The sequence below is a fragment of the Sulfitobacter sp. PS-8MA genome (assembly GCF_040933935.1).
Lineage (GTDB): Bacteria > Pseudomonadota > Alphaproteobacteria > Rhodobacterales > Rhodobacteraceae > Sulfitobacter.
Window position 1 is genome coordinate 1456114 of the sequence record NZ_JBFQYJ010000006.1, and the last position, 21133, is coordinate 1477246.

Consider the following 21133-nt stretch of genomic DNA (forward strand, 5'->3'; position numbering starts at 1 on the left):
TCTCCCTTCGTTCACACGCGCCCCGCTGGCAAAAATCCAGGTCAGACGACACGCATCGGCGCGGCACCAAGAGGGAGAAGCCGACAGGCGGCTCGGGCCGAGGGACGCAACCCCTGACGGCTATGTGAATACGGTCGCATGTTATGCAGCGTACCCACATCTCCCGCATCCTCGATGCGCTTAATGCGGCCGCCCCCGTGACCTACAGACTTTCTTTGCCCCCCAGTGGGCATCTTCATGCATAGCCAAGCGTTTCGGTCCAACAAAGCGAAAAATGTTTGAAAATGGGCGGAACAATATGCGATTTGGCCGCATTCGCCCCGCGCTCCGGCCCAAATCGGGGACAATTGTTTCCCTTTGCGATCAGTCAGATAGCGCCGATCGTTAAGGAAACCTGGGGTTTCGGAGGTATTTCGCGGCGCAGCCGCCCCCGCGCGCCCCTGCCATTGTTTCGCGGTGTTGAACAATAGGGCGTAAACCAGCGCGCAAATTTTTCGCCTCTTTCTCGCCCAGCTTGCATTTGCCTTGTTCGCAGAGCGGAACCAATGGTGCAAAACCCCGCTGACTGGTGACGCAATCCCGGCGCAAGCGCCATATTTACGTCGAATCATTCTCAACCTGTCGTAGAGCGCCTTTCCCCCGGCGCGGAACAGGGCCAGCCCGGCTTTCGTTATCTTTCTATAGGATAGGAGGTTCACCATGGCTAAATTTGCAAAGGGCGATCACGTCAGCTGGAATTCCGAAGCCGGACGGGTGCAGGGCCATATCACCAAAGTGCATGAGGCGGATTTTACCTATAAGGGTCACAAGCGCCGGGCCTCGAAGGAAGAGCCGCAATATGAGATCGAAAGCGACAAGACCGATCATATCGCCGCGCATAAAGAGGACGCGCTGACCAAGCTGAAATCATGAGCGGCGGTTTCTATACCATCGGCCACTCCAACCGTGCCCCCGAGGTGGTGATCGACATGCTGCGCGCGGCGCAGATCGGCTTGCTGATCGACGTGCGCTCTTTCCCAAAGTCGCGCAGCAACCCGGATTTCAACGATGACCGCTTCCCCGAGCGTCTGGCCGAGGTGCAGATCGGCTACCGCCATATGCTCGCTCTGGGCGGGCGGCGCAAAAAGCAGCCGCAGGTCGATGACGCGGTGAACGACTTCTGGCGGGTGCGCAGTTTTCAGAACTACGCCGACTATGCGCTCGGGCCCGAGTTTCAGGCGGCCTTCGCCGAGCTCTTGGAACTGGGCAGTGAGCAGCGTATCGCGATGATGTGTTCCGAGGCGGTTTGGTGGCGCTGCCACCGCCGGATCATCACCGATTATCTGCTGCTCAACGGACATGAGGTACAGCACCTGATGGCCCCTGGTCGGACCGACCCCGCCAAACCCAGTGAGGGGGCGGAACGCCAGCCCGATGGCCGCGTGGTCTACCCCGCTTAGCGGCCTGCTATGGTGGCTGAGGCCCTTGTCATTGCGACAGGGTGTCGCACCCGCATTTGGGCTCTTGCAAAGGTCACGCCGGGAGGCCAAATGCGGCATATGATCAATGCAGTTCACATGAGGCGCCTGGACCATCCAGGCAGACTACTGAACCGCCGGTAACCCCGGGCGGGACAGGCCGATCCGCCTGCTCGACCCTTGGGGGCTCCACCGACTTCTGGATCTTACCCGGGATGAAACCCACCGCACTTGCGAACCGGCGTATCGGCGCCTGTTCGGGAGGGTTGTGGGCATCTCTATCGCCATTTTTGAATTGGAGCATGCCATGCATTTCCACCTGCTGAAAGACACCCCCCTCGCCCCTGCCCTGCCCCGCACGGCCCTTGCCGGCCCCTCGATCCCGCGCCGCAGCGCACCCGGCATCGGCGCGCCCAATCTGCGCCCGCTGCTGACCAAGATCGCCCGCCGCTGGCTGCGCAACCGCACGGCGGCCACGCTCAACAGCATGGATGACCGGCTGCTGAGCGACATCGGCCTGCGCCGCGCCGACATTCACTCCTATGTCGCGGAGATCGACGTCAGCAACAGACGCTAAAGGCGCCGCCCCGCGCGGGGCCGCCCCCCGCCAGCAGGACAAAACCGACAGCCGGTCGCCAGAATGCGACCGGCGATTGGTTGCACTCCTGCGGCGAACCTGTTTTCTATCCCTCAGCATTCCGCTTGCCTTGGCAGCGGGTCGGGTCAACTATGGCTGCGACCGGCTGCATTCTGATGCGAGCGGGCACGAGATCGACACGCAGGCACGAAGGTGTTTGCAGGTCGGCGACATACAGAGGAGATAGAACTTGAAACGATTTTTACTTGGCACGGTTTTCGCCGTAGCGACTCCGATGGCCGCGGCGGCACAGGATTGCGGTGAAGTCTCGATCGCGGAAATGAACTGGGCATCGGCCCAGATCGTCACCGCCGTGACCAACTTTCTGCTGACGCAGGGCTATTCCTGCGACGTGACCGTGGTGCCCTCCGACACCACCCCCGCCGTGACCTCGCTGGCCGAAAACAACGAGCCGGACATCGTGCCGGAAATGTGGCCCAACTCGGCCGGTGACGCCTATAAGAAGCTGAAAGAGAACGGCAAGATTGTCGAGCTGACCTCGGTGCTTGATCCCGGTGGCGTCGAAGGCTGGTGGATCCCCACCTATCTCGCCGAAGCGCATCCTGAGCTGAAGACCATCGACGGCATTCTTGAGAATCCCGAACTGGTTGGCGGCATGTTCAACAACTGCCCCGATGGCTGGGGCTGCCGCGTGGTGAGCGACAACCTCGCCCGCGCCTATGACCTTGAAGGCAACGGTATCGAAGTCTTCAACCACGGTTCCGGTGAGACCATGGTGACCTCGATGGCCTCCGCCTATGAGAGCGAAGAGCCATGGTTCGGCTACTACTGGGGGCCGACAACGCCGCTGGGCAAATACGACATGACCAGCGTCGATCTGGGCGAATATGACGAAGAAGCCCATCTGGCCAACCAGAACGTCGACACGCCGAACCCCAAGCCTTCGGCCTTCCCGACGGCGCCGGTTCTGACCGTGATGACCAAGGATTTCCACGACAACAATCCCGAGATCGCGGAATTCATCGGCAAGGTCACCTTCAAGACCGACGACATGAGCAAGCTGCTGGCCTGGCAGGATGAAAACAACGCCTCCAACGAGGAAGCGGCGGTGTATTTCTTGCAGAACAACAAGGACGTCTGGGCCGATTGGCTGAGTGACGACGCCCGTGACAACCTGTCGAAACTGCTTGAGCAGTAAGACAGGATGACAGATTTGCGGGCGGGGACCTAAGCCAGGTTCCCGCCCGTTTGTTTCTAAACCGGCGGCAAAGGCTTAGATCTTTTCACACCTACTGCACCCGGCACCCGCTGAGCGGCAGTTTCTTTGCAAGGATATAAGTAGATTTGCCGCCCCTCTTTGGGGCAAGCTGTTCCGTACGACGTTGAACAGCGCTCTTGAGAAGCAAACGGTCAGGTAAGACCGGGAAAGCGACAGATGGCAACTTACGACAACTTCTTTGACACGATCGGCCTGCGCGACTGGTGCGGCGACGACGAAGGCGGCGGGCTCAGCTCCATGGCCGACCTCATGGGCCAGGCCGGCGGCGACACCAATACAACGCTTTGGGACATGCCCTTCCCCTCGCTCGACGCGCTGCACGACAGCTGCGATGCGATCCCCCAGTCGCGCGATCTGACCCAAGGGTTGGAACAGGGCTTTCTTGCGATCAAAGACAGTCTCAAGGTGGTGGTCGATCCGCTGACCCAACCGCTGAGCTGGGCGCTGGAAAACGCGCTTTGGCTGATGCAATCGGTGCCGTGGTTCGTGATGATCCCGCTCTTGATGGCGGTGACCTATGCCGTGGGCCGCTCGATGAAACTGGTCGGGCTGGTGGCGCTGGTCTTTGGCTTTCTCGCCTTTATCGACTTTTACGACCACACCATGCAGACGCTGGCGATCATCTTTGTCTGTGCCTTTATATGTGTGCTTTTCGGCGTGCCCATCGGCATCGCCATGTCGCGCAGCGACCGGGTGCAGCGCTCGATGATCCCGGTGCTCGACATGCTGCAAACCCTGCCGCCTTTCGTCTACCTGATCCCGCTGATCTTCCTCTTTTCGGTGACCGAGCCCAAGCTCTATGGCATCGCGATCATCCTCTATGCCATCGTGCCGGTGGTGCGTCTGACGGATCTGGGCATTCGTCTGGTCGATCAGGACGTGATCGAGGCCGCCGACGCCTTTGGCATGACCAACCGCCAGAAGCTCTATAAGGTGCAGATCCCGCTGGCCCTGCCCAATATCATGGCCGGTGTGAACCAGACCATCATGATGAGCCTTGCGATGGTCGTCATCGCCTCGCTGGTGTCGGCGCCGGGTCTCGGTGTGCTGGTGCTGCGCGGTATCCGGAGCCTTGAATTGGGCGTCGGTCTTCTGTCGGGTCTGGGGATTGTCCTCTTGGCGATCATCCTTGACCGGGTCACCAAAGCCGCGCTTGCGCGGATCAATGCGGCGCAGAAGTGAGGCCAGATATGACAGACGACATCAAAATCTCCGTCCGCAATCTCTATAAGATCTTTGGCGACGACCCGCAGGGCGCGCTGGAGAAGGTGCGCGGCGGCATGAGCAAGGCCGATCTTCAGGCCGAAACCGGCCATGTGCTGGGGCTCAATGACATCAACGTGGACATGCCCGCGGGCAAGACCACGGTGATCATGGGGCTGTCGGGCTCGGGGAAATCCACCCTGATCCGGCACCTCAACCGGCTCATTGACCCCACCGCGGGCGAGGTGATCGTGAACGGTGAGAATATCCTCGACTATAACGAGCGCCGCCTGCGTCAGCTGCGCAAGCACGAGATGTCGATGGTGTTTCAGAAGTTCGCCCTGCTGCCGCACCGCACGGTGTTGGAAAACACCGGGTTGAGCTGGGAGATCGAAGGCAAGAGCCGCAAGAAATACGCGGATGAGGCGACCAAATGGCTCAACCGCGTGGGGCTGGAAGGGCAAGGCGAACAGTATCCGGCGCAGCTTTCGGGCGGGATGCAGCAGCGTGTGGGCATTGCCCGGGCGCTGACGTCGAACTCTGACGTGATGCTGATGGACGAGGCCTTCTCGGCGCTTGATCCGCTGATCCGCACCGACATGCAGGACCTGCTGATCGAGTTGCAGGCCGAGTTGCACAAGACGGTGATCTTCATCACCCATGATCTGGATGAGGCGCTGAAACTGGCGGACCATCTGGTGATCCTGAAGGACGGGTTCGTCGTGCAGCAGGGTGAGCCGCAGCATATCCTGCTGAATCCCAATGACCCCTATATCGAAGCCTTTGTCAGCGACATCAACCGCGCCCGGGTATTGCGCGTGCGTTCGGTAATGGAGAAGACCGATGTGATGCCCGCCGATATCGCCGGTGAGGTCGATTATGACGACACGCTGGAATCGATCATCGCGGTGTCCGAAGGGGATACGACCAACAACTACCGCGTGATGCGCGAGGGCAAGCAGGTTGGCGTGCTGCACATGCGCGATCTGGTGCGGGCGCTGGTGCCGCGGCATCCGGGCGAAGCGGCGTAAGCGGTTTGCCGAGAAGGTAGGAGAGCGGCGTCATCCTTTGGGGTGGCGCCGTTTTTCTTTAGCGGTCATGCTCAAGGGCCAGCACCTGCCCGCGGGTTGGCGATCTGACGGGCGTTCTTACCACTTTATCTCTCAACCGTGATGTGTGTTTGCGAAGTCGCACCCAGCCTCACCAAATCGCCTACCCGATGGGGCGGGCAGGCGATGGCCCGGCGCCTTTGGCTTGATTCCGGGCTCGGTGGCATCGTCTGCCGCTTGCACGAGGGCCAGCGCCTGATCGCGGGTCGGCGGACAAACAGACGTTCTTACCACTTTATCTTTCAACTGGGATGTGCGCTCGGGAAGTCGCGCCGAGCCTCACCAAATCGCCTACCCGCCGCACCAAAGGTGCGCGAATACATCTCGGCACGCCTCTGGCGTGACGGGCGGGCAGGCGATGGCCCGGCGCCTTCGGCTTGATTCCGGGCTGGGGTGGTATCCTTCACTGCCGCTGCTGCAAATCGTCAGCGTTTTCCCGCGCCCTCACTCCCCCGTCACCGTCAGCCCCAGCATCCGCCAAACCTGCATCCCGCCGCGGTAATAGGAGATCTTCTCCGCCGGATAGCCTGCCGAGATCATATTGCGGATCGCGGTGGGCGACTGGCCGCACCAGATGCCGTTGCAGAACAGCGCCACCGGTTTCGCGGCCTCACAATCCCAACCGTCGAAATCCGCCGCACAGCCGAGCTTGGCCAACTCATCCACCACATAGCTGTAGGGGATGTTGATCGCACCGGGGATGGTGCCGCCCTGGAACCAGTCGCTGGTCCGGCTGTCGACCACCACGGCCTCGGGGTCTTTCAGCATCTCGATCAATTCCAACTCGCCAATCGTCTTCACCCCTTCGGCGGGGGTGAAGGGCTGGATGCAGAACTCCGGACAGGGGCGCGAGGTTTTGGCCCAGTCGCCTTGAAGCGTGTTCTCCGTATCCTGAATGCGCTTGATCTCGACCTCTCCCTCGGCGCCCGGCACGGTGACGCTTGGCATGTCCTTGGTGATCCCCACCGTCACATCCGCCCAGGCCGCCCCGGCTGCGCAGAGCAGACCGATCGCATATGCAAATCTCTTCATCTCAATCTCCTGATCGCTATCTATATGCGCTCACCTTACCCGATCCCCGCCCCCTGACCAGAGCCGCCTGCCCGCCCGGGCCCGGGCAAAGCGGCGCATTGCCGCCAATCAATTTCCCCCTTCCCCTTGACACTGGCTGCTGCGATTGGCCTATGAGGCTAAGAAATAAACTCTGGGGTGCAAGATGCCGCAATCTGCTACGGCCAATATACTGACTGTTCTCGATACTGATTTTAAAGGCATTATTGAGGAATGGCTTGGGACGCAGGTCAAGGAGGGCGTCAAACGGTCCGACCTGTTTTCGGACAGCGAAAGCCTGGCCCAGAACCGCGAATTGCTCAAAGCCTTCTCCAAGGGCATCCGCGACGGGATCGCGGGCGAGGATTTGGACCTTGAGGATGACAAATGGGACGATCTGCGCGCCGTGCTGGCCGATGTGAGCCGCGAGCGCGTCAACCGCGGCGTGACCCCCACCGAAATGGCCACCTTTGTTCTGGCGCTGAAGGCGCCCTTGTTCAAACGGCTCGAAGCGCTGGTCGCCTCCGACCACAGCGCCCTGATCCGCGATGTGATGCTGGTCACCCGGCTGGTGGATGCCTTTGCGATCTACACCAATGAGATCTTCATTAACGAGCGCGAGCAGATCATTGACCGCCAGCGCCAGGAGATGCTGGAACTCTCGACCCCGGTTGTCGAGCTTTGGGACCGTGTCCTCACCCTGCCGCTGATCGGCACGCTGGATTCCGCCCGCGCGCAGGAGGTCATGGAAAACCTGCTGCAAACCATTCTGGAACGTCAGGCCGAAGTGGTCATCATGGACATCACCGGCGTCGGCACGGTGGACACGCAGGTGGCCCAGCATCTGCTGCGCGCCGCTGCCGCGGTGCGCCTGATGGGCGCCGAATGTATCATCAGCGGCATCAGCCCGATGATCGCGCAGACCATGGTACAGCTTGGCATCGATGTGGGCACCGTCTCGACCCGGTCGAGCATCCGCGCCGCCCTGGCGGACGCCTTGCTGACCGTGGGCTATGTGATCCAAAAGACCGAGGCTCAATAAGGTGGCCGGTGTCACGTCGATTAATCTGGTCGAACGGGCGCTTCTTGTCTCGATTCAGGATGACATCACGGACACTGAGATTCTGGAGCTTCAGGACCGGCTGTCCAACAAGATCGCGCAGAACCGTATCGACGGGGTGATCCTCGACATCTCCGCGCTGGAGATCGTGGACACTTTCGTCGGGCGGGTCATTGCCCAGCTTGCCGGCATTTCCAAACTCTTGGCGGCAGAGACCTATGTCGTCGGCATGCGGCCCACCGTGGCCGTAACGCTGGTCGAGCTTGGCATGTATCTGCCCGAAATACGCACCGCGCTCAGCCTGACCCATGCTCTTGCCCAGCTACGCCGCATTTGATGAAAGCGACTTTGGCGCGCAGGTTCTGCTGTCTCAGCACAAGCTGAAGACCAGCGGCGATGCCGTGACCGTGCGTCAGGCGGTGGCGCGCTACATGAAGGAGAACGGCGCCTCGGCCTTGGGCGTTACCCGCTTTGCCACCGCCGTGAGCGAAATCGCCAGAAATGCGATCGTGCATGCTGGCGGGGGCGAGTTTTCCATCTATGTCGACCGGGGGCGCAAAACGCTGACCGTGGTCTGCTGGGACAAGGGGCCGGGCATCGCGGACGTCGATTTGGCGCTGAGCGATGGCTATACGTCAGGTGGCGGTCTGGGCCGGGGTCTGGGCGGCGCGCAGCGTCTGGCGGGCCGGTTTGAAATTCGCACTGCCGTCGGTGCGGGGACCAGTGTGTTGATGAGTGTGACCCTATGAAACAATGGATTGACGTTCAGGACCAAAGCGCCATCGCCGTGGTGCGCCGCTTTGCGCAGCGTTTGGCCGCACGGCATGGCTGGCCGAAACGGCGGATGGATGAGCTCGCCATCGTCGCGACCGAGGCCACCACCAATATCCTGCGCTATGCGGAAAAGGGCCGGGTTTTGATCAATGCCATGCCCGAGCCGGAATGTGACCAGATCGTCATGGTCTTTACCGACCGGGGGCCGGGCATTTCGGATCTCGACAATATGTTTCAGGACGGGGTCAGCAGTGGCGATTCCGCCGGCCTCGGTCTGGGCGCGATCCGGCGGCTGTCGACGACGTTTGATATTTTCACCGGGCCAGATATTGGCACCACCATCGTCTGTAGCTTTGCCAAGGCCGCCCCCCCGCCAAGCTATGGGATCGACGCCATCGGGCTGCGGGTCTGCCACCCCAATGAACGGGTCTGCGGCGATCATTTCCTGCTGCGTCAGACCCCGAATGCCACCGATGTGCTGATCTGCGACGGGCTGGGCCACGGGCCAGAGGCCGATGCCGCCGGGCAGGAAGTCCGCGATGCGGTGCTCAACAGCCGCGCCAGCAACGGCGAACCGGGCGCCGTGATGGGCGAGGTGACCGAGCAACTGGTCGGCAAACGCGGGGCGGTGGCAGCCTTGCTGCATGTCGCACAGCCCCAGATGACCCTGCGCTATGCCGCGCTTGGCAATATCGCGACCCTGCGGGTGCGCGGGACCGAGATCAAACGTCTGCCGGTGCGCGATGGCCGTATCGGCGCGCGCAGCACCCGGGGCTATGAGGAAAGCTTTGATCTGGAGCCGGGCGATCTGATCATCCTGCACAGCGACGGGCTGCGCACGTTGCGCGACGGTTTCCTGCCTCAGGGGCTGCTGCATAAATCCCCCCTGCTGATCGCAGGCTATCTGCTCGACCGCGCCTTTCGCGGCCGGGATGACGCCTCTATCGTCGTGCTCAGGGTCACCCGGGAGGCCGCGCAATGAAACCTATCCATCTGACCTCGGTGAACCTTGAAAAAGGCAGCGATATCGCGACCCTGCGCCAGATCGCGCTGACCTTGACCGCCGCCATGGGCTTTGCCCCGTTCGAGCGCACCCGCACGGTGACCGCCGCCGTGGAACTGGCGCGCAATGCGATCGAGCATGGCCAGAAGGGCCGCGCCCGGTTTTCGCTCACTGAGGTGGAGGGCAAGCTGGCGCTTGGCCTGACGGTGATCGATCAGGGCCGCGGGATCGAGAAGGAAAAGCTCGACCCGGCGCGCGACATCGTCTCCTCCAGCGGGCTCGGTCTGGGGCTGCGCGGCGTGCAGCGGATTGCGGCGCGCTTTGACGTGGACACCGGCCATGAGGGCACCCGTGTGCATGCGGAGTTCCTGCTGCCCGACTGTCAGGCCGATGCCGCATCGATCACCGCCAATGCCGAGCAGGCGCTGGAAGCCTATAGCGCGCAGGACCCGACCGCCGCGTTGACCGAGCAGAACCGCGAGCTCAGCGAGGGCATTGCCGACCGCGACCTCCTGATGCAGGAATTGCACCACCGCACCGGCAATAACCTCGCCCTGATCGTGGCGCTGATCCGCATGAGCAAATCGCAGGCCAAGGCGGAAGAGACCCGGCAGGTGCTGCGCGATCTGGAAACCCGGGTGGGCTCGCTCTCCAAGGCGCATGAGCTGATGCAACGCTCGACCTCCAGTTCCGATCTCGACCTTGCGGATATGCTCGATGAGGTGACGAAAAACGCCGAACGCGCCTTTACCGGCGACGATCAGATCATCGGCATCAAGCTCAACTGCCCGCCTTTGCTGCTCGACAATAAACTGGCCGTCGATATCGGGCTGATTGTCGGGGAGTTGATCACCAACGCCTATAAACACGCCTTTGTCGGGCGCGACGAGGGGCTGATCACCATCGAGGTGACCCGCGAGGCCGATGACGGGCTGACGCTGCGGGTCTTTGACAACGGGGTCGGCCTGCCCGAAGACGCGCCCCGGCCGGAACGGTCCAATTCGCTGGGCTGGCGGATGATCCGCACGCTGACCTTCCAGCATGAGGCGACCCTGTCGGTGCAGAGTAACGACGGGATGAGCGTCGATATCCGGTTCCCGTCGCTGGGCTGAGCCGCGCGGATCGCAATATTTTGATCAAAATATGCAGCGCGAACTTTTCCCTTGTGTAAATATGTCCTAAGCCTAGCGTGAGCCGGGAATGACCGGACCAGAACAAGGCCCCCTGCGGCCCCCAAGACAGCAACGGAGACAAGCATGATCGAAAAACGTGATTTCTACATCGATGGCAAATGGGTCGCCCCGCAGGACGGCCGCGATCATCAGGTCATCAACCCCTCCACCGAAGAGCCTTGCACCACCATTTCACTGGGCGGTCAGGCCGATGTCGACGCGGCCGTGGCCGCCGCCAAAGCCGCCCTGCCCGGCTGGATGGCGACCGCGCCTGAAGAGCGCATCGCGCTGATGGAAAAATTCGTCGAGATCTACAAGACCCGCGCCGAAGAGATGGCCCAGGCGATCAGCACCGAGATGGGCGCGCCGATTGAAATGGCCCGTGCCGCGCAATGGGGCGCGGGCTATGGCCATATGAAAAACTTCATCAAGGCGGCGAAAGAGTTCAAGTTCATCAAACCTCTGGGCGACCACGCGCCGAATGACCGGATCATCCATGAAGCCGTGGGTGTGGTGGCAATGATCACGCCGTGGAACTGGCCGATGAACCAGGTGACGCTGAAAGTTGGCGCCGCCGTGGCCGCGGGCTGCACCATGGTGCTGAAACCTTCCGAGGAAAGCCCGCTGAGCGCCGTGCTCTTTGCCGAGATGATGGATGAGGCCGGTTTCCCCGCCGGTGTCTTCAACCTTGTCAACGGCGACGGCCAGGGTGTCGGCACCGCGCTCACCGGCCATGAGGACGTGGATATGGTGAGCTTCACCGGCTCCACCCGCGCCGGCATCGCGATCTCGAAAAACGCGGCGGATACGCTGAAGAAGGTGCATCTGGAGCTTGGCGGCAAAGGCGCGAACCTTGTCTTTGCCGATGCGGATGAAAAAGCCGTGAAACGCGGCGTGCTGCATATGATGAACAACTCCGGCCAAAGCTGCAACGCGCCGAGCCGGATGATGGTCGAGGCCAGCGTCTATGACCAAGCGGTTGAAACGGCTGCCGAAGTCGCCTCCAAGGTCACTGTCGGCCCGGCCAGCGAAGAAGGCCGCCACATTGGCCCGGTGGTCAATGAAAGCCAGTGGGGCAAGATCCAGGATCTGATCCAAAAGGGCATCGACGAAGGCGCCCGGCTCGTCGCGGGCGGCACCGGACGCCCCGAGAACCTGAACCGCGGTTTCTATGTCAAACCCACGGTGTTCGCCGATGTAACCCCCGACATGACCATCGCGCGCGAGGAAATCTTTGGCCCGGTGCTGTCGATCATGAAGTTCGAAAGCGAAGATCAGGCCGTGGAAATGGCCAATGACACGGTCTATGGGCTGACCAACTACGTCCAGTCGCAAGATGGCGCACGTCGCAACCGTCTGGCGCAGAAACTGCGCTCGGGCATGGTTGAGATGAACGGCGAAAGCCGAGGCGCCGGCGCGCCTTTCGGGGGCATGAAACGCTCCGGCAACGGCCGCGAAGGCGGCGTCTGGGGGATCGAGGACTTCTGCGAAGTCAAAGCGGTCTCTGGCTGGTCCAACGACTGATTGCCGCAGAGGGCTGTGGTGTAAGACAGGGGGCGGGGCTGTGATGGCCCTGCCCCTTTCGGTTGTGTGGTTCGAGGGGACAAGAGAGCGGACAAAGCAGACATCTTCTGACTTGCTGTGACCAGCAGGACATTTACCTTCGCAAACACAGGTATGGGAGAATGAAACTGTGCAGAAAATAGCGACATCTAATCCAAACTTCATGATCCAACACGCTTCTCCGGATGATGCGGGGCTTGTTGTCGAATACATGAAAAAACTGGGCGCCTATCAAAAGATGTCGGACAAGATCACGGCAACCGAGCCTCAGATCAAACGGCTTCTGAATGAAAAACTGGGCGAGGCGCTGTTTGGATACTACAAGGGCGAAATTGCGGGCTTTGCCTATTTTTGCCAGAAGTCATCTGCGTTTACTGGACGGTCAGGAATTTATATCGATGGATTTTTCGTGGATACGAAAGTCCGCCATCAGGGTCTTGGCAAGATCATTATGGGGTATCTTTGCTCTCTTGCCCTCGCACGAAACTGCGAGATGATGGAGTGGGGGGTTCTGGACTGGAACACACCCACCATTGAATTCTACAGAAGCCTTGGCGCCTATAGCGTCGATGAGATGACGATTTTCAGGTTTACGCCGGACGATCTGAAATCAAATGCTCTGGCATTCGAGGGCAAGCCATAACCATCTGTGATAGACGGTTTGGGCTCAAAGCGGACCAGCGTCCTGTTGATCATCGCAGTCCAACCTCGTCGCGATGATCCCCCCCGGCAAGCGGCTCCCTGCGATCGCTCTGCCCTTCTTCCGCCCCATAGGCAGCCTCACTCCGCACTAACGATATCCGCGATCTTCTCGATAATATATTCCATGAACAGACGGGTCTTCGGGTCCTGTCCTTTGCGGTGGGTAAACAGACATGCCATCTGAATGGGCTCCGGCGGGGTCTCCTCGCAGACCGGGACAAGGCGGCCCGCGCGCAGGTGGTCGGCCACTTCGAACACCGGTTTCAGCGTGATCCCCTGCCCGCCGAGCGCCCAATCGGTCAGCACGTCGCCGTCGTCGGATTCAAGCCGCCCGGCGACGCGAAACCGCTCCGGCCCCTGCGCGGTCATCAAGGGCCATTGAAATTCCCGCGCGCCGGGAAAGCGCAGGTTCAGACATTCGTGGTTCTCGGCCAGCAGGGTCGCCCCGTCTTTGGGATGCCCGCGGCGCGCAATATAGTCGGGCGCGGCGCAGAGCACGCGGCGCACATCTGCGATCTTGCGAATGCGCAGATTGCTGTCTTCGGGGTTGCCCAGAAAAAACGCGAGGTCGAGCCCCTCTGTCGTCAGGTCGACCTTGCGGTCGGTGAGCCTGAGCCGCAGCTTGACCTCGGGGTAGCGCTCCAGAAACCCCGGCACCTGCGGCGCGATGAGCCGCCTGCCGAGCCCCAGAGGCGCCGCGATATAGAGCGCGCCCTTGGGGTTGTCGGTCATATTGATGACCTGCGCCTCGGCATTCTCCACCGCCTCCAGCACATCGCAGGCGGCGCTGTAGAAGGTCTTGCCCTGATCGGTGGGCGCAAGGCTGCGGGTGGTGCGCTGGAACAGGCGCACGCCGAGATGATCCTCAAGCTGAGAGATGCGCGAGGAGGTGACCGCGGGCGAGATCCGCAGGTCGCGCCCGGCGGCGGACATGCTGCCAAGCTCATAGACGCGGACAAAGGTGCGGATATTGTTGAGATAGGACATTATTTTGATTTATTTGATGCTGCTGGGCCTGAAGCAGACATAGCGATAGAATGCGCGGCTGCCTAGACTGGGCGCAGATGAGAATCCGGAGGACCCCCAAATGTACGACTTAGCCATCCTATGGGATTGGATCGCATTCTCGGTCCGCTGGCTGCATGTCATCACCGCAATGGCGTGGATCGGGGCCAGTTTCTATTTCATCGCGCTGGATTTGATGCTGAAACCCAATGACGCCCTGCCCGAAGGCGCGTTTGGCGAAGAATGGGAAGTGCATGGCGGCGGCTTTTACCACACGGTGAAATATATGGTCGCCCCGGCGCGGATGCCGGAGCATCTGACCTGGCACAAGTGGCAGAGCTATTCGACATGGCTCTCGGGTGCGGCGCTGTTGATGATCATCTATTGGGTTGGCGGGGAGCTGTTCCTGCTTGACCCGACCAAGGCCGATCTGGCGCTCTGGCAGGGGATCTTGATCTCGGGCGGCTCGCTGACCATCGGCTGGCTGCTTTATGACGCGCTGTGCAAATCCAAGCTGGCAGAAAGGCCGACCCTGCTGATGCTGCTGCTTTTCGTGATCCTTGTGATCATGTCCTGGGGCTACAACCAGATTTTCACCGGCCGCGCGGCGCTGCTGCATCTGGGGGCCTTTACCGCCACGATCATGACCGGGAATGTGTTTTTCCAGATCATGCCGAACCAGCGGATCGTGGTGGCCGACCTCAAGGCCGGGCGGACACCGGATGCGAAATACGGCAAGATCGCCAAGGTGCGTTCGACCCATAACAACTATCTGACGCTGCCGGTCGTGTTCCTGATGCTGTCGAACCACTATCCGCTGGCCTTTGCCACCCAATACGCCTGGATCATCGCCAGCCTGATCTTCCTCACCGGGGTCACGATCCGGCATTATTTCAACACGATGCACAAGACCGGCAAAGGTCCGCATTGGACCTGGGCGGTGACGGTGCTTTTGATGGTGCTGATCGCCTGGCTCTCCACCCTGCGCGACGGGGAGACCTGGGAGGAGGCTGAGGCGCGGGCGCTCACGCCCTATGAGCAGCGCTTTGCCGCGGCGGAGGGTTTCGAGGCGGCCTATGATGCGGTGATCGGCAATTGTTCGATGTGCCACGCGCGCGAGCCGGTTTGGGAGGGGCTTCGCTGGGCGCCCAAAGGGGTGCATCTGGAAACCCCCGGCGATGTGGCGCGTCAGGCCAGCGAGATCTACCTGCAGGCGGGGGTGAGCCATGCGATGCCCCCGCCGAATGCGATTCAGATGGACGCGCAGGCGCGGCAGGCCATCGTTGCCTGGGTGCGTGAGGTGCGGACGCAATAGATCGGGGCAGCGCGTTTAACGCCGCTGATCTATCCTCAGTTTATCCGCTATCTATTGTCCCGCCGCGCCCCGATTAAGGGCGCGACAGGTTTTCTATCAGCCGCTTTAGCCAATGATGCTGTTGAGCGTCTTCGAGGGGCGCATCACCGCAGCGGTTTTCGCCGCATCGGTGTGATAGTAGCCGCCAAGGTCAACCGACTGGCCCTGCGCCGCCGCAAGCTCGGACAGGATGTCGGCCTCTTTCTCTGCCAGTTCCTTCGCGATGGGGGCGAAATATGCGGCGAGATCCGCGTCGTCGGACTGTGCCGCCACGGCTTCGGCCCAGTAGCGGGCGAACCAGTAGTGGCTGTCGCGGTTGTCCGGCTCGCCGACTTTGCGCGAGGGGGAGCGGCCATTGTCGAGAATGCCCTGCGTCGCGGTCTCCACCGCATGGCCCAGCACCCGCGCCTTCTCGTTGCCACGGGCATCGGCGAGGAACTTCAGGCTTTCACCAAGCGCACAGAACTCGCCCAGGCTGTCCCACCGCAGGTGGTTCTGCTCGACCAGCTGCTGCACATGTTTCGGGGCCGAGCCGCCTGCCCCGGTCTCGAACAGACCGCCGCCGTTCATCAGCTTCACGATCGACAGCATCTTGGCCGAGGTCGCCAGTTCCAGGATCGGGAAGAGGTCGGTCAGATAGTCGCGCAGCACGTTGCCGGTGATCGCGATGGTGTTCTCGCCCTTGGTGATCGTCTCCAGCGAGGCGCGGGTGGCGTCGCGGGGGGCCATAATCTCGAACTTATCGGCCACGCCTTGGGCTTCCAAGATCGGTTTGACGTAGGAGATCAGCTCGGCGTCATGGGCGCGGTTTGCGTCGAGCCAGAAGATCGCGCGGCAGCCTTCGGCCTTTTGACGCGAGATGGCGAGGTTGACCCAATCCTCGATCGGCGCCTTGCGCGCCGAGGAGGAGCGCCAGATGTCGCCGGCCTCGACCTTATGCTGGTGCAGCACGGTGCCGTCGTCGAGGATCATCTTGACGGTGCCCGCTTCGGCCAATTCAAAGGTGGTGGGGTGGGAGCCGTATTCTTCGGCCTTTTGCGCCATCAGGCCGATGTTCTGCACCGTGCCTGCGGTTGCCGGGTCGAGCTTGCCGTTCTCTTTGAAGAAATTGATCGCCTCATCATAGACCGGCGCATAGGAGCTGTCGGGGATCACGCAGTTAGCGTCATGTTCCTTGCCATCCGGGCCCCAGCCCTTGCCGCCGGCGCGAATGAGCGCGGGCATCGAGGCGTCGATAATCACGTCCGAGGAGACATGCAGGTTGGTGATGCCCTTGTCGGAATCGACCATATACATCGGCGGGCGGTCTTCCATGCAGGCGTCGATATCGGCCATGATCTCGCTCTCGCCCTTCACACGCGCCAGCAGATCGCCGAGGCCGGAGTTCGGGTTCACCCCGAGTTCCTTGAGCTTCTCCCCATGCTTTTCAAACACCGGCGCAAGATAGGCTTTGACCGCGTGGCCAAAGAGGATCGGGTCGGAGACCTTCATCATCGTGGCCTTGAGGTGCAGCGAGAAGAGGATGCCGTCTTCCTTGGTCTTTTCGATCTGGCTGTTCAGAAAGTCCTTCAGCGCGGCGGCGCTCATGAAGGTCGCGTCGACCACGGTGCCCGCGGGATACTCTAGCCCCTCTTTCAGCACCTTCTCACCATCCGCCGTTTCCAGCACGATCTTCGCGCCACTGGCGGCGTCGAGCGTGGCGGAAACCTCGTTGGAAAAGAAATCATTGCCCGACATCGACGAGACATGCGTCTTGCTGTCGGAGGCCCAGTCACCCATGCGGTGCGGGTTCGACTGGGCAAAACTTTTCACGGCCTTGGCCGCGCGGCGGTCGGAGTTGCCTTCGCGCAGAACCGGGTTCACGGCGGAGCCTTTGATCCCGTCATATTTCGCCCGCACGGCTTTTTCTTCGTCGCTCTTCGGCTCTTCGGGATAATCGGGCAGCGCATAGCCCTGGGCCTGAAGCTCCTTGATCGCGGCGACCAGCTGCGGCACCGAGGCGGAGATATTCGGCAGTTTGATCACATTGGCTTCGGGCGTTTTCACCAGACGGCCCAGCTCGGCCAGATCGTCGGATTGGCGCTGCGCTTCGCTCAAGTGCTCGGGGAAGGTCGCGAGGATACGGCCGGCGAGGCTGATGTCTTTGGTGCCAACGCTGACGCCCGCGGCGTCGGCGAATTTCTGGATGATCGGCAGGAACGAGGCCGAGGCCAATTCCGGTGCTTCGTCGACCTTGGTATAGATGATATCGGACATGATATGCTCCCTAATGCTGCATTTGCGCCCCTGATAACCGAAGCCGTGGGGAAGGTCGACGGTATACCGCAGTATGCGGTGGGATGACCTGCGGATTATTTGAAATATGCGCGCGGGCCCTGCCCGTCCCTGCCTGCGGGCGGTGCACGGCAATTAAAATCCCTGCCGCGATTGAAGCCTCGCCCCGCACCGCTACTTCATCCCGACCAGAACTTTACCGGCCCGGCGGAGGGTATCCCGCGGAAAGACTGGCGAGAAATTGCTGAGCGCGCTAGCCTTGGCCAGAGACATATCGTGAGGACTATATGGCGACAGCGGAAACAGCGGGCTTGGCCCCGGTTCTTGCATTTGCTCTTGTCGGCGGGCTCGGGGTCGGCAGCCAATGGCTGGCCTGGCGGCTGCGGATGCCTTCGATCGTGCTGATGCTGCTGGCGGGGCTGATCGTTGGCCCGATCTTGGGCATTCTCAACCCGGCCACGCAATTTGGCGATATGCTGGGGCCGATCATCTCGATCGCTGTGGCGATTATCCTCTTCGAAGGCGGGCTGACGCTGAATTTTCACACCCTGCGCGACGCGGCGACCGGGGTCAAACGGCTGGTCGCCCTTGGCGCGCCGCTGGGGTGGCTCGCCTCGGCGCTGACCCTGCATTATGTCGCGGGGCTGAGCTGGGCCAGTTCGGCGGTTTTCGGCGGCATTATGATCGTGACCGGTCCGACCGTGATCGCGCCCCTGCTGCGGCAGGCGAAGCTGCAAAAACGCCCTGCCGCCCTGTTGCAATGGGAAGCCATCGTGAACGACCCGGTGGGGGCCTTGGCGGCGGTGCTGGCGTTTCAGGTCGTCATGGTGCTTCAGGCGTCAAGTTCAGCCGGGGCCGCAGCACAGGCTCTGGCGGTTGGTATCGGCGTGGCCACGCTGCTTGGTCTGGCCGGGGGCTGGGGCATCGCCCGGTCGTTCCGGCTGGCCTATGTGCCTGAATATATGAAAGTCCCGGTGCTTTTCGTCGTGCTGCTCGGGGTCTTTGCCCTGTCCGACTACGTGCTGCATGAATCCGGGCTGCTGGCGGTGACGATCATGGGCATCTGGATCGCCAATGCGCGGCTGCCGAGCTATGTCGAAATGCGCCGTTTCAAGGAACATGCCACGGTTTTGCTGGTCTCCGGCGTCTTTATCCTGCTCGCGGCGAATATGAGCTGGGCGGCATTGGCCTCGCTGGACCTGACCGCGCTGCTTTTCGTGGTGGCGGTGATCCTGATCGCCCGGCCCTTGCCGGTCTTTGCCGCGCTGGCCTTCTCCGACGTGCCGTGGCGCGAAAGGCTCTTGGTGGCCTTCACCGGGCCGCGCGGGGTGGTGCTGGTCGCGGTGGCGGGGCTTTTTGGCGAGCGTCTGGTGCAGCTCGGGATCGCAGATGCGGACCGTATCGCGCCCTTGGCTTTCGCCCTCGTCGCCGCGACGGTGGTGCTGCATGGGTTCACCTTGACCCCGATGGCGCGGCTCTTGGGGCTCACCGCCTCTGCCGCGCCGGGGGTGATCATCCTGGGCGGCTCGCGCTGGTCCGTGGCCTTGGCCGAAGCGCTTCAGAAGATGGAGCTCAAAGTGATCATCGCCGATCCGAACCACGCCCATCTACGCAGCGCGCGCGATGCGGGGATCGATACGTTTTTTGGCGATATCCTGTCGAAAGCCGCCGAGGAACGGCTTGATCTCGTGGCCTATGAAAAACTGATCTCTGCCACTGACAATGACGCCTATAACACGCTGGTGGCCACCGATCTGGCGCCGGAGTTTGGCCGCGAGAATGTGTTCCAGCTTCAACGGGTGCGCGAATCCAGTTCACGCCACGCCTTGCCCGCCACATTGGGCGGTCAGGTGATTGGCGGCGGCAAGACCTATTTCGAATCCAACGCCCTGATCGCGCAGGGCTGGGAGTTTCGGGTGACCAGCCTTTCCGAGGAATTCACCCTTGAGCAATGGCTTGAAAAACACCCTGAGGCGATCTTGATCGCGGAGCTTGAGAGCAATGGCAACCTGCGTTTTCTGGGGCCGGAGAAGGAGCCGAAGAACTCCACCGATGGCGAGATCCTGTCGCTGCTGCCCGGCAAACCGAAACGCAATGGGACCTGAGAGGGCTGGCAGCGGCGGGGCGGGAGCGAGGCCGGCGATTCCCCGTATGGCCCGGGCCTGCTCCGCCAGAACCGGGGAAACAGACCTGCCGCGCGCAGGTTTTCACCTGGGCTCAATCGCCGGAAAATTCAACGGAAAGCCTTGCTGAAACAAGGTGGTACCCAAGGCCGGACTCGAACCGGCACGCCTCGCGGCGGGGGATTTTGAATCCCCTGCGTCTACCATTCCGCCACTTGGGCACTGGGGCTCATGTAGCCTGACTTGCACAGGCGGGCAAGGGGATTTTCCGCAAAGCGACCCGCTTGGCTTGACCTCGCGCCCTGCACGTGGTGATGCAGTCAAAACAGACCGGAGCCCCCATACATGATCCGCCGCCTCTATGACTGGACCTTGGGTCTGGCCCAACACCGCCACGCGCTCTGGGCGCTGGCTGTCGTCGCTTTTGTGGAAAGCTCATTCTTTCCGATCCCGCCTGACATTCTGATGATCCCGATGATCATCGCGCAGCCGCGGCGCGCCTGGTTGATCGCCGGGGTGGCGCTGCTGGCCTCGGTGCTGGGCGGGCTTTTGGGCTATGCGATTGGCGCGCTGGCCTTTGAAAGCCTTGGCCAGCCGATCCTTGCCAGCCTCGGCAAAGCCGATGCGATGGCGGAGTTCTCGACCCGGTTCAACGACATGGGCTTCTGGGCGGTGCTGGTCGCCGGGGTGACGCCCTTTCCTTACAAGGTCATCACCATCATGTCGGGCTGGACGGGGATGCCGCTGGGCACTTTCATCATGACCTCGATCCTTGCCCGGGGGCTGCGGTTTTTCGTGGTGGCGGGGCTTTTGTGGCAATTCGGCGCGCCGATCCGGGATTTCATTGAACGGCGCCTGGGCATGATGTTTACCCTGGCGGTGGCCCTGCTGATCGGCGGCTTTATGGTGGTGAAGGTTCTATGACACGCAAGACATTGATTACACTGGCGACCCTCGGTTCTGCCGCCCTGTTGCTGGGGGCCTTTGGCTTTCAGCATCTGGGCGGCTATGCGCCTTGCAAAATGTGCCTCTGGCAGCGCTGGCCCCATGCGGCGGCGGTGCTGATTGGCGCGCTGCTGCTTTTGGGCGGGCCGCGCCTTCTGGCGTGGTTCGGGGCCGCCGCGGCGGCGGTGACGGCCGGGATCGGGGCGTTTCACGCCGGTGTCGAATGGGGCTGGTGGCCGGGGCCAAGCTCTTGCACCGGGGGCGGCTTGGACATGGGCAGCCTTGATGGCGGCGCGCTTTTGTCGACCGAGGGCCCGGTGGGGCTGGTGATGTGCGATGAGATCGTCTGGCAGTTGCTCGGCCTGTCGATGGCAGGGTGGAATGCGCTCATCTCGGCGGTGCTGGTGGTGGTCTGGGTCATGGCTGCAAAACGGGCGAGTTGACAAACTGGACAGATCGCCT

At 61.7% G+C, this 21133-nt stretch carries 20 protein-coding genes and 1 tRNA gene; 17 read left to right on the top strand and 4 right to left on the bottom strand.

The genetic code is table 11. The features are described 5' to 3' along the window. The first annotated feature begins 699 nt into the window (after positions 1-699). The 6 genes from AB4M76_RS11075 to AB4M76_RS11100 all read left to right on the top strand — a co-directional run bounded on the left by AB4M76_RS11075 (position 700) and on the right by AB4M76_RS11100 (position 5568). Positions 700-912, top strand: coding sequence for a DUF2945 domain-containing protein (locus AB4M76_RS11075; RefSeq protein WP_368441908.1), 213 nt, complete (start codon positions 700-702; stop codon positions 910-912). Next, complete coding sequence (locus AB4M76_RS11080) at positions 909-1439, top strand: DUF488 family protein (RefSeq protein WP_368441909.1); 531 nt, start codon at positions 909-911, stop codon at positions 1437-1439. The genes AB4M76_RS11075 and AB4M76_RS11080 overlap by 4 nt, the downstream gene beginning before the upstream one ends. 325 nt (positions 1440-1764) lie before the next feature. Further along, a complete protein-coding gene (locus AB4M76_RS11085; RefSeq protein WP_368441910.1) occupies positions 1765-2034 on the top strand; it encodes a DUF1127 domain-containing protein in 270 nt (89 codons plus the stop codon). A 250-nt stretch (positions 2035-2284) separates the two neighbouring features. Continuing rightward, complete coding sequence (locus AB4M76_RS11090) at positions 2285-3253, top strand: ABC transporter substrate-binding protein (protein WP_368441911.1); 969 nt, start codon at positions 2285-2287, stop codon at positions 3251-3253. Between the two features lie 237 nt (positions 3254-3490). Further along, positions 3491-4516: an ABC transporter permease gene (locus AB4M76_RS11095; RefSeq protein ID WP_368441912.1), complete on the top strand. Its 1026-nt coding sequence runs from the start codon at positions 3491-3493 to the stop codon at positions 4514-4516. Between the two features lie 8 nt (positions 4517-4524). Further along, a complete protein-coding gene (locus tag AB4M76_RS11100) occupies positions 4525-5568 on the top strand; it encodes a glycine betaine/L-proline ABC transporter ATP-binding protein (RefSeq protein WP_368441913.1) in 1044 nt (347 codons plus the stop codon). A 522-nt stretch (positions 5569-6090) separates the two neighbouring features. Here AB4M76_RS11100 and AB4M76_RS11105 read toward each other — a convergent pair. Beyond that, a complete protein-coding gene (locus tag AB4M76_RS11105) occupies positions 6091-6678 on the bottom strand; it encodes a rhodanese-like domain-containing protein (protein ID WP_368441915.1) in 588 nt (195 codons plus the stop codon). Positions 6679-6862: 184 nt separating this feature from the next. On the opposite strand from AB4M76_RS11105, the gene AB4M76_RS11110 reads away from it, so the two are divergent. The 7 genes from AB4M76_RS11110 (at position 6863) to AB4M76_RS11140 (ending at position 12911) form a co-directional block, all read left to right on the top strand. Continuing rightward, complete coding sequence (locus AB4M76_RS11110; RefSeq protein ID WP_368441916.1) at positions 6863-7738, top strand: STAS domain-containing protein; 876 nt, start codon at positions 6863-6865, stop codon at positions 7736-7738. A gap of 1 nt (position 7739) precedes the next feature. Further along, complete coding sequence (locus AB4M76_RS11115; RefSeq protein ID WP_368441917.1) at positions 7740-8093, top strand: STAS domain-containing protein; 354 nt, start codon at positions 7740-7742, stop codon at positions 8091-8093. Further along, entirely contained in the window at positions 8065-8505 is a 441-nt protein-coding gene (locus AB4M76_RS11120; RefSeq protein WP_368441918.1) for an ATP-binding protein, read from the top strand. The genes AB4M76_RS11115 and AB4M76_RS11120 overlap by 29 nt, the downstream gene beginning before the upstream one ends. After that, positions 8502-9512, top strand: a complete 1011-nt coding sequence (locus AB4M76_RS11125) for an ATP-binding protein (protein WP_368441919.1) — start codon at positions 8502-8504, stop codon at positions 9510-9512. The genes AB4M76_RS11120 and AB4M76_RS11125 overlap by 4 nt, the downstream gene beginning before the upstream one ends. Then, positions 9509-10645, top strand: coding sequence for a sensor histidine kinase (locus tag AB4M76_RS11130; protein WP_368441920.1), 1137 nt, complete (start codon positions 9509-9511; stop codon positions 10643-10645). The genes AB4M76_RS11125 and AB4M76_RS11130 overlap by 4 nt, the downstream gene beginning before the upstream one ends. A gap of 144 nt (positions 10646-10789) precedes the next feature. After that, positions 10790-12229 carry an aldehyde dehydrogenase family protein gene (locus tag AB4M76_RS11135; RefSeq protein WP_368441921.1) on the top strand — a complete coding sequence of 480 codons (1440 nt, stop codon included), beginning with the start codon at positions 10790-10792 and terminating at the stop codon, positions 12227-12229. Positions 12230-12431: 202 nt separating this feature from the next. Further along, entirely contained in the window at positions 12432-12911 is a 480-nt protein-coding gene (locus AB4M76_RS11140) for an N-acetyltransferase family protein (RefSeq protein WP_368441922.1), read from the top strand. A 137-nt stretch (positions 12912-13048) separates the two neighbouring features. Here the strand turns inward: AB4M76_RS11140 and AB4M76_RS11145 are convergent, their stop codons facing one another. After that, on the bottom strand, positions 13049-13957 hold the full coding sequence (locus AB4M76_RS11145; protein ID WP_368441923.1) for a LysR family transcriptional regulator: 909 nt from the start codon (positions 13955-13957) through the stop codon (positions 13049-13051). A gap of 100 nt (positions 13958-14057) precedes the next feature. Between AB4M76_RS11145 and AB4M76_RS11150 the strand changes: the two genes are divergently transcribed. Continuing rightward, entirely contained in the window at positions 14058-15290 is a 1233-nt protein-coding gene (locus tag AB4M76_RS11150) for a urate hydroxylase PuuD (protein ID WP_368441924.1), read from the top strand. A 105-nt stretch (positions 15291-15395) separates the two neighbouring features. Here AB4M76_RS11150 and AB4M76_RS11155 read toward each other — a convergent pair whose 3' ends face one another. Next, positions 15396-17585, bottom strand: coding sequence for an NADP-dependent isocitrate dehydrogenase (locus AB4M76_RS11155; RefSeq protein ID WP_368441925.1), 2190 nt, complete (start codon positions 17583-17585; stop codon positions 15396-15398). 305 nt (positions 17586-17890) lie between these two features. Here AB4M76_RS11155 and AB4M76_RS11160 point away from each other — a divergent pair, with 305 nt between their 5' ends. Beyond that, positions 17891-19708 carry a cation:proton antiporter gene (locus tag AB4M76_RS11160; RefSeq protein ID WP_368441926.1) on the top strand — a complete coding sequence of 606 codons (1818 nt, stop codon included), beginning with the start codon at positions 17891-17893 and terminating at the stop codon, positions 19706-19708. Between the two features lie 155 nt (positions 19709-19863). On the opposite strand, the gene AB4M76_RS11165 is transcribed toward AB4M76_RS11160, so the two are convergent. Next, positions 19864-19947: transfer RNA gene (locus AB4M76_RS11165), tRNA-Leu, on the bottom strand. 124 nt (positions 19948-20071) lie between these two features. On the opposite strand from AB4M76_RS11165, the gene AB4M76_RS11170 reads away from it, so the two are divergent. Both AB4M76_RS11170 and AB4M76_RS11175 read left to right on the top strand, forming a co-directional pair. Further along, positions 20072-20650: a YqaA family protein gene (locus AB4M76_RS11170; protein ID WP_368441927.1), complete on the top strand. Its 579-nt coding sequence runs from the start codon at positions 20072-20074 to the stop codon at positions 20648-20650. Beyond that, positions 20647-21114, top strand: coding sequence for a disulfide bond formation protein B (locus tag AB4M76_RS11175; RefSeq protein ID WP_368441928.1), 468 nt, complete (start codon positions 20647-20649; stop codon positions 21112-21114). The genes AB4M76_RS11170 and AB4M76_RS11175 overlap by 4 nt, the downstream gene beginning before the upstream one ends. Positions 21115-21133 lie beyond the last annotated feature (19 nt).